Source organism: Nodosilinea sp. LEGE 07298 (assembly GCF_015207265.1).
Classification (GTDB): domain Bacteria; phylum Cyanobacteriota; class Cyanobacteriia; order Phormidesmidales; family Phormidesmidaceae; genus Nodosilinea.
In genome coordinates, this window is sequence record NZ_JADEXE010000010.1 from 41,003 (window position 1) to 56,478 (window position 15,476).

At 54.8% G+C, this 15,476-nt stretch carries 12 protein-coding genes, 1 tRNA gene and 1 pseudogene; 10 read left to right on the forward strand and 4 right to left on the reverse strand.

Translation table 11 applies throughout. The features are described 5' to 3' along the window. Positions 1-55: 55 nt before the first annotated feature. The gene (locus IQ273_RS02615; RefSeq protein WP_194021623.1) at positions 56-1,003 is read left to right on the forward strand and encodes a F0F1 ATP synthase subunit gamma; all 948 of its coding nucleotides are present in this window, start codon (positions 56-58) and stop codon (positions 1,001-1,003) included. 157 nt (positions 1,004-1,160) lie between these two features. On the opposite strand, the gene galE is transcribed toward IQ273_RS02615, so the two are convergent. Then, positions 1,161-2,159: a UDP-glucose 4-epimerase GalE gene (gene galE, locus IQ273_RS02620; RefSeq protein ID WP_194021624.1), complete on the reverse strand. Its 999-nt coding sequence runs from the start codon at positions 2,157-2,159 to the stop codon at positions 1,161-1,163. A 340-nt stretch (positions 2,160-2,499) separates the two neighbouring features. On the opposite strand from galE, the pseudogene IQ273_RS02625 reads away from it, so the two are divergent. The 4 genes and pseudogenes from IQ273_RS02625 to IQ273_RS02640 all read left to right on the forward strand — a co-directional run. After that, positions 2,500-6,480, forward strand: a pseudogene (locus IQ273_RS02625) (choice-of-anchor I family protein); the annotation flags it as partial. 529 nt (positions 6,481-7,009) lie between these two features. Next, positions 7,010-7,972 (forward strand): sensor domain-containing diguanylate cyclase, encoded by a 963-nt coding sequence (locus IQ273_RS02630; RefSeq protein ID WP_194021626.1) that lies wholly within the window; start codon positions 7,010-7,012, stop codon positions 7,970-7,972. A 200-nt stretch (positions 7,973-8,172) separates the two neighbouring features. Beyond that, positions 8,173-8,245 (forward strand) — tRNA-Glu (locus tag IQ273_RS02635). A gap of 387 nt (positions 8,246-8,632) precedes the next feature. Next, positions 8,633-9,067: a hypothetical protein gene (locus IQ273_RS02640; RefSeq protein ID WP_194021627.1), complete on the forward strand. Its 435-nt coding sequence runs from the start codon at positions 8,633-8,635 to the stop codon at positions 9,065-9,067. Positions 9,068-9,116: 49 nt separating this feature from the next. Here the strand turns inward: IQ273_RS02640 and IQ273_RS02645 are convergent, their stop codons facing one another. Continuing rightward, complete coding sequence (locus tag IQ273_RS02645; RefSeq protein ID WP_194021628.1) at positions 9,117-9,542, reverse strand: VOC family protein; 426 nt, start codon at positions 9,540-9,542, stop codon at positions 9,117-9,119. A gap of 79 nt (positions 9,543-9,621) precedes the next feature. Between IQ273_RS02645 and nagA the strand changes: the two genes are divergently transcribed. Then, entirely contained in the window at positions 9,622-10,803 is a 1,182-nt protein-coding gene (gene nagA, locus IQ273_RS02650; protein WP_194021638.1) for an N-acetylglucosamine-6-phosphate deacetylase, read from the forward strand. Here nagA and IQ273_RS02655 read toward each other — a convergent pair. After that, on the reverse strand, positions 10,800-11,096 hold the full coding sequence (locus tag IQ273_RS02655) for a hypothetical protein (RefSeq protein WP_194021629.1): 297 nt from the start codon (positions 11,094-11,096) through the stop codon (positions 10,800-10,802). The genes nagA and IQ273_RS02655 overlap by 4 nt on opposite strands. A 125-nt stretch (positions 11,097-11,221) precedes the next feature. Beyond that, complete coding sequence (locus tag IQ273_RS02660; RefSeq protein WP_194021630.1) at positions 11,222-11,611, reverse strand: two-component system response regulator; 390 nt, start codon at positions 11,609-11,611, stop codon at positions 11,222-11,224. 378 nt (positions 11,612-11,989) lie between these two features. On the opposite strand from IQ273_RS02660, the gene IQ273_RS02665 reads away from it, so the two are divergent. The 4 genes from IQ273_RS02665 to IQ273_RS02680 form a co-directional block, all read left to right on the forward strand. Then, positions 11,990-12,739: a response regulator transcription factor gene (locus IQ273_RS02665; RefSeq protein ID WP_194021631.1), complete on the forward strand. Its 750-nt coding sequence runs from the start codon at positions 11,990-11,992 to the stop codon at positions 12,737-12,739. Positions 12,740-12,917: 178 nt separating this feature from the next. Beyond that, the gene (locus IQ273_RS02670) at positions 12,918-13,880 is read left to right on the forward strand and encodes an ABC transporter permease (RefSeq protein ID WP_194021632.1); all 963 of its coding nucleotides are present in this window, start codon (positions 12,918-12,920) and stop codon (positions 13,878-13,880) included. Then, positions 13,870-14,778, forward strand: coding sequence for an ABC transporter permease (locus IQ273_RS02675; protein ID WP_194021633.1), 909 nt, complete (start codon positions 13,870-13,872; stop codon positions 14,776-14,778). Before IQ273_RS02670 ends, IQ273_RS02675 begins: the two co-directional genes overlap by 11 nt. Before the next feature lie 5 nt (positions 14,779-14,783). Further along, on the forward strand, positions 14,784-15,476 hold a 693-nt coding region (locus tag IQ273_RS02680), incomplete at its 3' end, for a polysaccharide deacetylase family protein (protein WP_194021634.1).

Genomic DNA, 15,476 nt, shown 5'->3' on the forward strand with positions numbered 1-15,476 from the left:
CCGGGGTGGTGTTTGTACAGCATCCCGGCTCTCGACGACCCCTTAGGGATCCACTATGCCTAACCTAAAAGCGATTCGAGACCGCATTAAGTCTGTTAAAAATACTCGCAAAATTACCGAAGCGATGCGTCTAGTGGCTGCGGCTAAGGTGCGTCGCGCTCAGGAGCAGGTGATTGCCACCCGGCCCTTTGCCGATCGCCTAGCTCAGGTGCTCTACGGCCTGCAAAGCCGCCTCCGATTTGAGGAGGCCGATCTGCCTCTGCTGAAGCAGCGCGACGTTCAAACCGTGGCTCTGCTGGTCATCTCCGGCGATCGCGGCCTCTGCGGCGGCTACAACACCAACGTCATTCGCCGAGCCGAAATCCGCGCTCAGGAACTGGCGGCTGAGGGCTTGAACTACAAGTTTGTTATCGTCGGTCGCAAGGCCAACCAGTACTTCAAGCGCCGCGAACAGCCAATTGAGTCTAGCTTTATCGGTATGGAGCAAATTCCAACCGCTGCAGAAGCATCGACGATTGCCGACGAGCTGCTCTCGCTGTTTCTGTCTGACGAAGTTGATCGCGTTGAACTGGTCTATACCCGATTTGTGTCGCTGGTCAGCTCTCGTCCGGTGATTCAAACGCTGCTGCCCCTCGATCCCCAGGGTCTAGAGGTATCGGATGACGAAATTTTCCGACTCACTACCCGAGCTGGAGTTTTTCAAGTGGAGCGTGAGAAGGTGACTGGGCCGACTCCAGCGGAGTTTCCCCAGGACATGATCTTCGAGCAAGATCCGGTGCAAATTTTAGATGCGCTGCTGCCTCTATATCTGAACAACCAGATTCTGCGGGCGCTGCAGGAGTCGGCGGCGAGTGAACTGGCCGCCCGAATGACTGCGATGAACAACGCCAGCGACAACGCGAAGGAATTGGCTAAGTCCCTCAACCTGACCTACAACAAAGCGCGTCAGGCCGCTATTACCCAGGAAATTCTGGAAGTGGTAGCAGGGGCTAACTCTCTGTAAGCCTGGAACAACCTACATTCACGATTCGAAAGCCCGCCACAGTTGTGACGGGCTTTTCTTTTTTATAGGGTTTGTGGGAGCCTTAGGGACTGGGTGAGGTCTCTGGGGGGCAAGCTGATCCGTTCGCGAAGCGTCTCCGCCACCAAGGACAGATTCTCTAGCCGTGGCGGGTTTGGTGCCAGGCCCAGGCGTGGGTCAGAATGGTGTCAATGTCGGCGTACTGCGGGTTCCAGCCTAGGACGCTGCGGGCGCGATCGCTGCCTCCCACCAGCGCAGGTGGATCGCCGGGGCGGCGTTCAACTTCCACCACCGGGATAGTCTTACCTGTTACCCGTACCGCCGCATCAATCACCTCTCGCACCGAGAAGCCGCTGCCGTTGCCCAGATTAAAGACATTGCTCTCGCCACCTTTTAGCAGGTACTCCAAGCCCAGAATATGGGCATCGGCGAGGTCGCACACGTGGATGTAGTCGCGGACGCAGGTGCCGTCGGGGGTAGGGTAGTCGGTGCCAAAAACGCTGATCGACTCTCGCTGCCCCAGAGCTGTTTGCAGCACCAGGGGAATCAGGTGGGTTTCGGGATTGTGGTCTTCGCCCAGTAGCCCGTTGGGATGGGCACCCGCCGCATTGAAATAGCGAAAGCGTACCGATCGCAAATCGTAGGCTTTGTCGTAGTCGGTCAAAATGCGCTCAACCATTAGCTTGGTGGCACCGTAGGGGTTGATCGGGTTTTGGGGATGGGACTCTGTAATCGGCATTTCCTGGGGCACGCCGTAGGTAGCGCAGGTCGAAGAAAAGACGACGTTTTTGACCCCGGCTTCCACCATGACATCGAGCAACGACAGTGTGCCTACAACGTTGTTTTCGTAGTATTTGGCAGGGTTGCTGACCGACTCGCCCACATAGGCGTAGGCCGAAAAATGCATGACGGCGCTGACGTCGTAGCGGCTAAAGATTGACTTGAGCAGCTCTTTGTCTAGGGTACTGCCCTCAATTAGTTCAGTTTTTAGCACATTCTCGACTAGGTCACGATGGCCATAGACCAGGTTGTCTAGAATCAAAACTCGATAGCCTTCCTGCTGAAGGGCCATCACGGCGTGGCTGCCGATGTAACCAGCCCCCCCTGTCACCAGGATGGTTTTTGCCTCAGTTGTCATAGGAATTATCTCTAGGGTATTCAGTACTGTTTAAGCTGCGGACTCGGTGCAGTACTGTTGGTGCTGGCCGAGTGATGCCATTTTAGCTTTGGCCCCCGACCCACCCTGATGTCTAATGGTGGGGTTACTAACTTTTTATCTCTAAGCAAGGGTGCCTTACAGAAAAAAAATGCTGAGGGATTGCATCTGCTAGCGCCGCCCTGGCCTCACTTAAATAAGCTTTAACCAAAGCTTACCGCCCACTTAGTCCTCCCATGAAGCTTTGCCGTACGCAATGGCCGAAGATAGCTCCGTAGCAATGACTACAAGATGTAACCCCCAAGTGTTATCTATGGCTGACTTCAAGCTCCAACTCTTTCATGCGGCCGATCAAGAGGGTAATATTTCTGCCCTGGATGATGCTCCTCGATTTTCAGCTGTATTAAACGCTCTAAAAAACCAGGATATTGATGGTGACGGCGTCGCTGGATTTGCTAATACTCTAATTTTGTCTTCTGGAGATGCCTACATTCCCGGCGTATTTTTCAGCGCCAGTGGTGAGGCGTTCGGCGGAGCTGGCAGAGGCGATATTTTAATTCAAAACGCCCTGGGCTTTCAGGCGATCGCCTTTGGCAACCACGAGTTTGACCAGGGTACCGGCCTAGTGGCTAACCTGATCAGCGCTGGAGAAGATGATCCTGAAACTGCGATCGACGAGTCTTTCCCGGGCACTGCGTTCCCCTACCTGAGCAGCAACCTCGACTTTAGCACCGATGCTAACCTGGTCGACCTGGTGGTGCCCGATGCCCAGACACCTCTGCCCAACAGCATTGCGGCTTCTACGGTGATTGAGATCAATGGCGAAAGAATTGGTGTAGTGGGGGCTACGACCCCGACCATCAGCAACGTTAATGTGCGCATCTCTAGCCCTGGCGACGTGACGGTGCTGCCCCAGCCGTTTGACAGCAGCCCTACCCCAGCACAGCTCGATGCGCTAGCGGCTGAAATTCAGGCTGATGTGGACGCGCTGCTGGCAGCTAACCCCGACATTAATAAAGTCGTGCTGCTGGCCCACATGCAGCAGATTGCCATTGAGCAAGAGCTAGCTCAGCGCCTGTCAAATGTAGACATCATTGTGGCTGGCGGCTCGAACACTCGTCTGCTTGATGAAACCGATCGCCTCCGCGCTGGCGACATCGACCAGGGGGTCTATCCCATCGTTCAAACCGGGGCCGATGGCAATCCCGTAGCGGTGGTCAACACCGACGGCAACTATAAGTATGTGGGCCGCCTGGTGATTGACTTTGATGAGAATGGGATACTGCTGCCAGAAAGCTATAATCCCGCAATCAGCGGTGCCTACGCTACCGATGAGCAGGGCGTTGTCGAGGTTGGTGGTGTAGGATTGGCCGATCCCAAAATTGTGGCCATTACTGATGCCCTGCGCGAGGTAATTATTGCCACCGAAAGCAATGTCTTTGGCGTTAGCGAAGTCTTTTTGGAGGGGCGTCGCGGTGAGGTTCGTACTGAAGAAACTAACCTGGGCAACCTAACTGCCGACGCCAATCTAGCCGTTGCGCGCGAGGTTGACCCCACTACGGTCATTTCGCTCAAGAATGGCGGTGGCATTCGCAACCCGATTGGGCAAGTTGTGGTGCCAGCTGGCGGCACAGGAGAGGCTGAACTGTTACCCAATGAAGAAATTCCTGGAGTGAAGCCTGCGGGCGGTATTTCCCAGACCGACATTGAGAACACGCTGCAATTTAACAACGAGCTATCGCTTGTCACCGTCACCGCTGCAGAATTGGTAGCGCTGATTGAGCACGGCGTTTCGGCCAGCAGCCTGGATGACAGTGCCACCCCTGGTCAGTTTCCTCAAATTGGTGGATTTTCCTTTAGTTTTGATGTCACTGCTGAACCGGGCAACCGTGTTCAGTCGCTGGCGATCGAATCTGAAGACGGCACCGATCTTGATGTCGTGGTACAAAATGGTGAGATTGTCGGTGACCCCAGCCGCACGTTCCGTATGGTAACGCTGAGCTTCTTGGCTGGCGGTGGCGATGGCTATCCTTTTCCTACGAGTGAAGCAGCCAACCGAGTAGACCTAGTGGATGAAGATGCGCCTACTACGGGAAATGCGACCTTTGCCGCCGACTTTTCTGAGCAGGATGCGCTGGCAGAGTATCTGTTCGACAACTTCGGGGCAGCAACCCCCTTTGCCGCTGCTGAGACCGATCGCAGTCTAGACACCCGAGTCCAGAATCTGGCCTTCCGCAGCGATACCGTTATCGACGCCAGCACCGGTGAACCCATCCTACCTCCCGTCGATGGGCCTGATTTCTCCGGTGGTTTCGACGGACCCTTTGCCCAAATCGGCAGACTAGACCTCGCCGATGGGGCCGAGATCAACGCTTACGATCCCGGATCTAAGAAGCTCTTCGTGGTTTCTGGCGAACCCACGCTGCAAGTCGTTGATCTCAGCGACCCCACTGCTCCGATCGCACTGCCGCTGATCGACTTGAGCGCCTACGGCGGGGGCATTAACAGCGTTGCGGTCAACAACGGCTTATTGGCTGTTGCAGTGGCAGCTGACTCAGCCACCGATAACGGCGTGGTCGTCTTCCTCAACGCTGAGGGCACTGTGCTGAACAGCCTCACCGTGGGGGCACTGCCCGATATGGTGACCTTCACCCCCGATGGCACCAAAGTTCTGGTGGCTAACGAAGGTGAGCCCAATGCTGACTACACCGTCGATCCTGAAGGTTCAGTTAGCATTATTGACCTCAGCAATGGCGTAGACAATGCAACGGTTGCAACTGCCGGGTTTACACAGTTCAACGATCGCGCCGATGAGCTAAAGGCGGCAGGTGTTAAGCTGTTTGGCCTAAACGCTACGGTGGCCCAAGACGTTGAGCCGGAGTACATCGCGGTTTCGCCCGATGGCACCACCGCCTGGGCCACGCTGCAAGAGAGCAATGCCTTTGCCCTGATTGATATCGCTAGCGCCACCGTTACAGATATCTTGCCCCTGGGCTTTAAGGATTACAGCACTGGCCCTAAGCTTGATGCCAGCAACGAGGATGGCGGCATTAACCTCCAAAACTGGCCCGTATTTGGGGTTTATCAGCCTGATGCGATCGCAAGCTACGCCGTTAATGGCATGACCTACTACGTCACCGCCAACGAAGGCGATGCCCGCATCCGCCCCGACGGTGACATCGAAGACGAAGCGGGCAACGTCATTGTTGAAGAGGGTGTCTTTTTTAACGAAGAAGCCCGCATCAAAGATGTTGTGCTTGACCCTACAGCCTTTCCCAATGCAGCTTTCTTGCAGCAGGACGAAAATATAGGCCGCCTCAACATTACTACGGCTCTGGGAGATACCGATGGTGATGGTGATTTTGATGAGCTCTACAGCTTTGGCGGTCGCTCCTTCAGCATTTGGGATCAAACCGGCAATCTCGTCTTTGATAGCGGCGATGACATGGCCAATATCACCGCGCAGCTGACCCCAGAACTCTTCAACGCTAACGACGGTGACCCTGCGGAGTTCGACCAGCGTTCTGACGACAAGGGAGCCGAACCCGAAGCGCTGACTGTTGCTAAGGTTGGTGATACAACCTATGCTTTTGTTGGTCTTGAGCGGGCTGGTGGAGGCGTCTTGATCTACGACATCAGCAATCCCTTTGCCCCCACGTTTGTGCAGTACATTCGTGACGATCGCGATGTTGCCCCTGAAGGTTTATCCTTTATTGCAGCGGCAGACAGCCCCAACGGCAACCCGCTGTTAGTAGTGGCCAACGAGGCCAGCAGCACCATTACTGTGTTTGAGGCCAGCGCTCTGATCGGGGAACCTGAGCCCGAAGTACCTGGCGTATTCCTCGACCTGCGCGACATTACCGGTGATGTGGACACCACCTTTACGGTTAACCGGGAAGCTGCCTTCGATAACTTCGTCGGCTTCTACCAGGTGACCGACACCAATGGAGGCATCGACCTAGACGGTGATGGAACTGCCGACGTTGCTCCCGGTCAGGCGGGTTACACCAAGGCGGCCCTGGCTGCTCGCGCTGAGTCTGTGGCGTTAACCACAGCTAACTTAACCGAGTCTGTCTTTGAGACAACCGTGGCTGGGGGCAGCCTCTACGCTCCCTTCTTGATCGTCAACGGCACTCCAGAGGACTTTAGTGCTAGTCAGGTGTACTTTGCCTTTGGGGCCGCCAACGCCGATGGCATTGAGCATGTGCGCGTTGCCGATGGGGCGATTGGGTTTGAAGACCTGTTTGGCGGTGGCGACAACGACTTCAATGACATAGTTGTCGCGTTCTCGTCGCTGGCCTAGGCACTAGGGCAACCGGTGGGCATGGCTTACCTCTGAGCCATGCCCACCGCTAATGCTGCGATCGCAGGCCCAGCCACTGGGTCTGCTTTTTAGATGGCCAAAAGGTGCGATCGCATGATTGTTTTCTGTCTATCAAAAATTGGCGATAGCAAAAACTACTAAAAAGTGGAGGTCTTAGAGAAAACTAACAATAACGTTATAAAAAGCAAGTAATCTTAGCCTGCTTAATTAAGTTTGGCCTTATGAAGACTTAGTATTGTGTCTTAACTGCGTTGTCCAAGGCTTCGGTTCCTGCTTAATATGCCAATTAAAATGGCTGTGCTAAAGTGATTTGGTGATCGATTGACAATCCTTAAAAGCTCATCAAATAAGGATTTAGAGAAAGTAGGTCACAAAAGAAAGCGCCGTTCTAGGCCTATCTTATTCTGGACATACCCTACTTAACTGAGGCGCTATTCCTGATTACTTTCTAATAGCCAAAGGGCAACATTACTGTAGAGGCTTTCGGTTACTTTAAAAATTACCGTTGATGAAATCTCTGGACACCCTTGACGTTAGTCAACTCTTTGACTTCAACACCGCTGCCCTAGCCGTTCTGACCTACCTTCACGATCGGCTCGGGTTTGACTTGTGGATGGTTACCCGCACCGAGGGCAACGATTGGATTGTCTTGCAGGCCAACGATCAGGGTTATGGGGTAAAAGCAGGGGATGTCTTTAGCTGGACTGATTCGTTTTGCTCACGCATGATTCAAGGCGAAGGCCCCCGCATTGCCCCCTGCTCCGATGAAGTCGCCGCCTACGCCGAAGCGCCCATTGGCCAACAGGTCAAAATTGGTGCCTACGTGGGCGTTCCCCTAGTCAATGAAAATGGCTCGTTGTTTGGTACCCTGTGCGCCATCGATCCAGCCCCTCAGCCACCGACTATTCAGCAAGAATTACCCTTGATTGAGCTGATGGCCCAGCTGCTCAGCCGCATTCTCCACGCCGATACTAAAGCCGCCGAGCAGGCGCGTCTGGCTGAACGACTGCAAACTGAAGCCCTTACCGATGGGCTGACCGGCCTGTATAATCGCCGCGGTTGGGACCAGCTGCTCGACAGTGAAGAAGAGCGCTGCACCATCTATGGCTATCCAGCCTGCATTATCGTTGTCGATATAGATGGCTTAAAAACCATCAACGATAGCCATGGCCACGCGGCAGGCGATCACCTCTTGCAGCAGACTGCCACTGTGCTGCGGCAGATTACCCGCAAGCAAGATGTAGTCGCTCGCCTTGGCGGTGATGAGTTTGCCATGCTGTGTGTTGAGTGTTCTTTAGATGAAGGCGAACCCTTAAAAACGCGTCTAGAGCAAGCTCTGGCCGCTAGTCAACTACAGGCTTCGGTGGGTATTGCCGGACGTCACCCGAGCCAGGGACTGCGGTGGGCCTGGGCGAACGCCGATCGCATGATGTATGGGTACAAACGTATTCGGCAGACACTGTCTCCTTAACGGATGAATAATTTGATTAGATTTGGTTAGATCAGAGTGCCCCCATCGGTTTAGAATAATTGAGAGGCGTGACAGTCAGGACTCGCTTGTCTCGGGCACCTTGCCTAAACATCTAGTCCATAGCTGACAACCCCAAAAATGAAACTTGGTTTGACAAGGGTTTCCCCTTTATCTATACTGAGAATCGTTGAAAAAACCAGGCCCCCATCGTCTAGAGGCCTAGGACACCTCCCTTTCACGGAGGCGACGGGGATTCGAATTCCCCTGGGGGTATAGTTAAGACATCACGATAGCATTAGCCCTGTAGCGCTCAAAAGCCTACGGGGCTTGCTTTTAGGAACACACTTAGGAATGTGTATCAACTCTAATGCACCATAATTAACCCGCTTTTTTAGGCCAAATATTAGGCTACGATTTAGGCCGATTTATAACGGTAATACTCGAAACCCTTGCAGGGTGGTCTTTGCAGGGCCAGGGCCAGCGGTTTCGACCCCTGGGGGATCGTAAAAATGCCAAAGCCCTGTAGCTACTGCTACAGGGCTTTGGCGTTTAAGCTCACTACTCTAAGAACTATCGAATAGGCCGATGACAAGCCTAGGTACATCCGGTAGTGTAAGGGTTACCCGGAGTGTGCAGTACAGCCCTTTGTAGGGGGAATCTATGGCCTTTTTTACCTTGTTGGCAACCGCCGTGGGGATTGTCTCTGTGCTGGGGTTGGTGATAGTAGGGTTGGTGGAAGCCCCGTGGCAGGTGCTGTTGTTGGGGCTCTTAGGTGCTCTCTACGCACTACAGCGGCAGATTGGGGCTAGCGAATCGGTAGCTCAATCCAGCGATGCCGATATTTCACCCGCGATCGCTCCTGATTCAACTTTGGTCAATACCTTAGTCAAACCAGAGTCGACGGAAGCTGATCAGTCAAACTCAATCGACGGCACAGAGGCAGCTAACGATAGTTATGAGTTAACCTATCGCGGCATTCGATACCGCTCGTCTCACGCTGCCCCAGATGCGTCTGCCGCCGATCAGTCTACCGACTCTGATCAGTCGGCTGCTAAGACCGAGGGCATCTATCGCGGACAGCGGTGGCAGCGCTAGAGGTAGCTAAATTGGTGCTGTATGTGAGTGCATGGACTATTTTAATCGGCTACTCTGACTGGGCAAAAATGCGCTCGTCTTGGGCAAAGGCCTTAAACTCCAGGGCGTTACCGCTGGGGTCGGTAATAAAGAGGGTGGCCTGTTCTCCCACCTGACCTACAAACCGCTGGTACGGTTCAATCAGAAATTTAACCTGAGCCTGACGCAGGCGATCGGCCAGGGTCTGCCATTCTGTCGGCGTTAAGATGACTCCCCAATGGCTGACTGGAACCCCGTGCCCATCGACGGCGTTAGTGGGTAAAGCTGCTCGGGCTTCATCCACCAGATGGGCGGTAATCTGATGGCCAAACAGGTCAAAGTCAATCCAGCGATCGGCGGTTCGCCCTACTGGACAGCCCAATATTGTTTCGTAAAAGTGACGGGTGTTAGTCAGGTCGTACACTGGAAACGCCACATGAAAGGGACGAAGCATCATGTCCTCTAGGGTTACGACAGATGGGGTTACGACAGATGGGATTACGACAGGGCTGAATGTCGGGAGTCTTAGCCTTGCCATGGAGGCCCGCTATCCCCGCTATGCCCTTACCAACTGTACCCTCTACACAGGGCATCAAGTTCTGCAAAACCATGCCCTCGTAGTAGAGGGGGCTAATATTGTTGGCCTAGTACCCGCTGCCCACCTGGCCCCAGATTTGCCCCGGCTAGATGGTTGTGGTTGGGCGGTGGCTCCTGGGTTTATCGATCTTCAGCTCAATGGCTGCGGCGGTGTCATGTTTAATGATGCGATTACTGTTGATACCCTAGACACCATGCACCGTACCAATTTGCAAAGCGGTACGACCAGCTTTTTGCCTACGTTAATTACGACGTCCGATGGGGATATGGCTGCGGCGATCGCACTGGTAACTGAGTACCGTCGTCGCCATCCTCAGCGGGTTTTGGGGCTGCATTTAGAAGGCCCCTACCTGAACCCCAAGCGGGGCGGCATTCACAATCGGGCCTACATTCGCTCAGCCGATGGTGCGATGGTTAGCCGCCTGGTCGAGGCGGGACCAGAGGTGATTAAGCTGGTCACGCTGGCCCCTGAAATGGTGCCCCCAGAGTACATTCAGCAGCTGGCTCAGGCGGGCATTTTAGTAGCTGCCGGGCACACAGATGCCAGTTTTGAAGTTGCTTTGGCCGGTTTTGAGGCAGGAGTTGGCATGGTGACGCATTTATTTAATGCAATGTCGGCCTGGCAGGGACGCAGCCCAGGTCTGGTGGGGGCTGTCTTTAGCCAACCCGACGTTTACGCGGGCATTATTGTAGACGGTCACCACGTTCACTATGGGTCTGTTGGCCTGGCAAAAAGCATTAAGCAAGATCGCCTGATCTTGGTCAGCGATGCCACGCCTCCGGTGGGTACTGCCCTGGAGTCGTTTGTGATTGGCGGTCAGCAGGTGTTTTATCGCAATGGTAAGTGCGTATCGGCTGACGGTACCCTGGGGGGCGCGGCGCTAACGCTCATGGAAGCTGTGAGTAACTGCGTGCGCCAGGTGGGTATTCCTCTAGCAGAAGCGCTGCGAATGGCGACGTTGTACCCAGCGCGGGCGATCGGGGTAGATCATTGCCTGGGGCTACTGTTGGCGGGATACCAGGCCAACCTGACTCTATTTGACTCGGCTACGTTTAGGGTTAAAGGATGTATCGACCAGGGCACTCTCGCCTGGGCCAGTGCTGATTTTGAGCTGGTCTAGAGGTGGGGGCGGGGCAGTCCAGCGATCCGCTGCTGCAAAAGCTGAGCCGCCATCATCTGGCTGCGTAGGCTAATCCACAGGCTGCATTGATCATCGGCGATCGAGACCAGCGCCCCGGCCTGCTGTTCCGAAAACTTGCAGGCTAGATGGTACAAACGGGTGCGTTTGCCTGCTTCAACGGTCAACGCCCGATAGTACAGCTCATTAGCGTAGTGAGTGCCGTCCTGTAGCGCGCCATTGAACCAAAATTTAAACACCTGAATTCGACTCTCGGGCAAAACCTTGGGCAGCATGGAGGCTCTCTCTTAACCTAGTTTCAGCATACCCAGTTGGTTTAGCAAATGCTGATGCCAAGGTGGATAGGGTGTATTACCCGGCTAAAATCACCTACTTTAAACTCGGTTTTTTCTCAATACTGTTAATGGCAGATACTGCGGGCAAAGGCTGACTCTACTAGCGATCGCAAAATATCCATGCTCAGAGGCTGCACCAGCAGGCCGTCTACCCCCGGCGTGTCTTCGCTGTAGTTCCACTGGGGGCTGGTGGAATCGGTGAGGGCCACAATGGTCATATCAGGCGAGTGGCTGTACTGCCGCAGCTGCTTGACTAACGGCTGCGACCAGGCCTGAAAATTATTGCCCACCAAAATGACGAGGCAAGGTGCCCCTTGACTAACCCGATTTACCGCTTGCTCGGTGGAACTGGCCACAAACACAGGATATTGCAGGGTAGTCTCCAGGGGGTGAGTGTCTTCACTGTGAAGACGCTCTGGATCAAGCACAAGGATATAGCCTCGGGTCAAAGTCATGATTAGAAACGACGCAGTTGACTTCTATATTACCTAGGCCAAAATTTGTCTTGAACCCCTGTATTAATGCTCTTTTGGCCTGTAGGTTAGGGTTTTCGTGGTATTTCAGTGAATCAACTCAAATCCATTCTTTTGTTTTTTTTAGCCTCTCTAAAGGCTTTCCAAAGCCCCTTCTTTTCAAAAGCCAAACTATATTTAAGTTATGCAAACTATTGATCTGAAAATAGTCTACTGACTACTGTTGGTAACGTTTTGTCCCGATGGCATTGTCCTGAAGGCTTTCGCTCGACCTTGGGGTTGGGTAACCCTAGCTACAAAACCCCTTCAAGGGCTTTGCTATGTTTAACAAATAAAAATTGCTGTTTATGACGAAACCCAGTGGGCTCTGTATCTGTACAGATTATTGAGGGCAACCCCCATTTGCGATCGCTCCTAGGCTGGCATCTTCAGCAAGCTGGCTATAGAGTCTTCCAGTCGTCAGATATAGTTCGCACCCGCGATGTTTTTCAGAACCGTCAGCCCGACTTAGTAATTTTGGACTCGCAGCTGCCCGATGGCGATGGGGTAGAACTGTGCAGGTGGCTGCACAGTCAGGGGCAACCGCTGATTATGATTCTCTCAGCCTGTAATACCGAAACCGACATTGTGACTGGGCTGCGGGCCGGAGCCGACGATTACCTAACTAAGCCCTTTGGGATGCAAGAATTTTTGGCCCGAGTTGAGGCGCTGACCCGGCGAGTGCGGTTGATGAGTGCCCCGGCATCGCTGACCTACGGCGATCTCAATATTGATCTGGTACAGCGGCGGGTCAACTTTCGCGGCGACTATATCGATCTAACACCCCAGGAATTTAGCCTGCTATATGTACTTACCCAGGCGGCGGGTGCCCCCCTTAGCCGCACCGATCTCTTGCGCCGCGCCTGGCCCGATGCGATCGACAATCCCAGAACGGTCGATACCCACATTCTTTCCCTGCGTAAAAAAATTGAGGTTGACCCGAGACAACCCAATATTATTCAAACAGTGCGCAATGTGGGCTATCGCTTTAATGTTGAACGCGCCTCTGCTGAATCTAATGGCCACAGCCCACGCGTTAGCCCGAGCTTGGCCTCCTCCTCATTGATCTAGTTTTTGAAGTTGAGCTGAATACGCTTGAGGGTTATCCGTAGATGTGGCTGGGGCGGCTGCCAGGGGCTTGGTTGCGATGGCTAGGTTTGAGGCAATAATCTGTCCTATGGCGGAGGTGAAATGCCCCCGTTAGACTAGCCATAGTCAAAGGCTGCTCCTACGCTGTATTTCTTCTGCCATGCTCGGTTATCTGCTCAAGCGCCTGCTGGTTGCGATTCCAACGCTGCTAGCTATCAGCGCGGTGATCTTCTTTATTCTGGCGCTGGCCCCCAGCAACCCATTGGGCGATCTGGCGACGAATCCAGCCATTACACCGGAGGTGCGGGAGAATATTCGGCGATCGCTCGGCCTTGACCAGCCCATTCCCATTCGCTACCTGAAGTGGACGGTGGCACTGTTTAGCGGCAACCTGGGCTACTCGTTCACCAGTCGTTTGCCAGTGGCAGAGTTGATCGCCCAGCGCCTGCCTGTAACCCTGTGGATCATTGGGGTAGCCTACCTGCTGAGCGTGATCCTGGCCTTGCCTTTAGGAATGATGGCGGCCCTGCGGCAAAACACCTGGGTCGATCGCACCATTACCACCGTGGCCTTTATGGGCTTCTCGACACCGCCGTTTTTTTCGGGGCTGGTGCTGATTATTGTGCTGAGTGTGCGCCTGGGCTGGCTGCCGTTTATCTACGACAACACCCTGGTGGTGAACGACCTGAATAGCCTGGGACAGTGGCTGCGGCAGTCGATTATGCCGATCGCCACGCTAGTGCTGTTTCAAACGGCGGTGCTGCTGCGGTTTGTGCGGGCCGCCATGCTCGAAGAAATTCCGCAGAACTACGTAAAAACGGCGCGGGCCAAGGGGCTGGGTCGCTGGCGCATTGTCACCCTGCACATGCTGCGCAACGCCATGATTCCGGTGATCACCCTGGTAGCGCTAGATATTCCTACTATTTTTACCGGGGCGCTGGTGACAGAGCAGGTGTTTCGGGTGCCGGGGATTGGGGCGCTGCTGATTGAGTCGATTTACCGCAGCGACACGCCGGTGGTGATGGGCATTGCCTTTATCTACGCGGTGCTGGTGGTGGCCTTTAACCTGGTGGCCGATGTACTCTACGGCATTGTTGACCCCAGGGTGCGCTATGGCCACTAATGCAGTAGTGCCTCAACCAGTTGCTCTAGCGGGCAGCAAAAATCGAGCCTGGCAGCGCTTGTGGGGCGATCGCACCGCTCGGCTAGCCCTGATTGGGCTAGGAATTTTGGTGGCTGCGATCGCCCTTGGCCCGCTGCTTTACCCAGGCTCTCCGAGCGCCATCGACTTTGCCCGCGCCCTACAGCCTCCCAGCGTCGCCTACCCCCTGGGCACCAATGACCTGGGCCAAGACCAACTCGCCCGGTTGCTGGTTGGGGGCCGCATTTCTCTAGCGGTAGGGCTGGCGGCTACCCTGGTTGGCATTAGCTTAGGGATGGGTATCGGTGCGGTAGCTGGGTTCTGTGGTGGCTGGCCAGATGTCGTTTTGATGCGGGTTACTGACCTGTTTTTGGCGTTGCCTCAGCTGCCCCTGGTGCTGCTGGTAGTCTATCTGCTGGGCGATCCGGTACGGCGATCGCTGGGTCCAGAACGGGGCATTTTTTTGCTGATTGTGCTGCTGATTGGCGGACTGAGCTGGATGTCGGTGGCGCGGTTGGTGCGGGCTGGGTTCTTGAGCCTCAAGCAGCGCACCTTTGTGGAAGCTGCCGTTGCCCTGGGCGCGAGGCCGTGGGGCATTGTTAAAACCCACCTGCTGCCGAATATTCTCGGTCCTGTGATTGTGGCCGCTACGATTGGTGTTGGCAATGCGCTGTTAGCTGAGTCTACCCTGAGCTTTTTGGGCGTTGGCTTTCCGCCCGATGTGCCCACCTGGGGTCGGATGCTCTACGATGCTCAAAACTATATCGAGAGTGCGCCTTACCTGGTGCTGGCTCCCGGTCTGGCTATTTTTCTCACAGTCCTTTGCATTAATACGCTGGGCGATCGCCTCCGCGATAGTCTAGATCCCACCAGCCGCTAACCCCCATGGCTCTTCCCCAGCAGCAGTTGCTCACCCAGGTCGCCCGGATGTTTCCGGATGCGCTGTTCTACGCCCCCACCCAGGCGCGGCTTGTGGCCCTCACCATTGATGATGTGCCGACACCGGGCGATCGCAAGGATGCCTCTACTCGCCTGATTCTCACCGCCCTCGATCGCTACAACCGCACCGCCGAGCACCCGGTGCGGGCCACCTTTTTTGTGATTACCGACCATCTCAATTTGGGCAGCATCATTCTGCAAGAGATTTTGGCCAGCGGCCACGAAATTGCCAACCACGGCACCACCGACACCACCCCTGCCATTTTGCAGCCAGCCCAATTTGCCCGCCACTTTCAAGAGGCCCACGATCGCATTACCGACTTAATCCAGCAGCCCCTGCGCTGGTACCGCCCCGGACGCGGCCTCTACAACCGGGCTATGGTCGACCACATTCGGCTCACCCCCGGCTACGAGTCACTGGTGGCCCTGGCCTCAATGGTGCCGTTCGACACCCTGCGACCCCTTAGCGCTCCCAACCTCAACACCTGGTACCTGTCTCGATTCATCTTCCCGGGAGCTATTTTTGTCATGCACGGCGGGTCAATGGAGCGCTGCGTGCAAACGGCTCAGGCGCTGCCAACGCTGCTTAACCTCATAGACCATCAGGGGTTTCGGGTGGTTACGCTCTCAGATCTATAC

Excerpts from the sequence above, each read along its gene's own strand:
- nagA (WP_194021638.1), top strand. The coding sequence starts at position 9,622 with ATGGAGGCCCGCTATCCCCGCTATGCCCTTACCAACTGTACCCTCTAC.
- IQ273_RS02615 (WP_194021623.1), top strand. The coding sequence starts at position 56 with ATGCCTAACCTAAAAGCGATTCGAGACCGCATTAAGTCTGTTAAAAAT.
- IQ273_RS02630 (WP_194021626.1), top strand. The coding sequence starts at position 7,010 with ATGAAATCTCTGGACACCCTTGACGTTAGTCAACTCTTTGACTTCAAC.
- IQ273_RS02670 (WP_194021632.1), top strand. The coding sequence starts at position 12,918 with ATGCTCGGTTATCTGCTCAAGCGCCTGCTGGTTGCGATTCCAACGCTG.
- IQ273_RS02655 (WP_194021629.1), bottom strand. The coding sequence starts at position 11,096 with ATGCTGCCCAAGGTTTTGCCCGAGAGTCGAATTCAGGTGTTTAAATTT.
- galE (WP_194021624.1), bottom strand. The coding sequence starts at position 2,159 with ATGACAACTGAGGCAAAAACCATCCTGGTGACAGGGGGGGCTGGTTAC.
- IQ273_RS02660 (WP_194021630.1), bottom strand. The coding sequence starts at position 11,611 with ATGACTTTGACCCGAGGCTATATCCTTGTGCTTGATCCAGAGCGTCTT.
- IQ273_RS02640 (WP_194021627.1), top strand. The coding sequence starts at position 8,633 with ATGGCCTTTTTTACCTTGTTGGCAACCGCCGTGGGGATTGTCTCTGTG.
- IQ273_RS02675 (WP_194021633.1), top strand. The coding sequence starts at position 13,870 with ATGGCCACTAATGCAGTAGTGCCTCAACCAGTTGCTCTAGCGGGCAGC.
- IQ273_RS02645 (WP_194021628.1), bottom strand. The coding sequence starts at position 9,542 with ATGATGCTTCGTCCCTTTCATGTGGCGTTTCCAGTGTACGACCTGACT.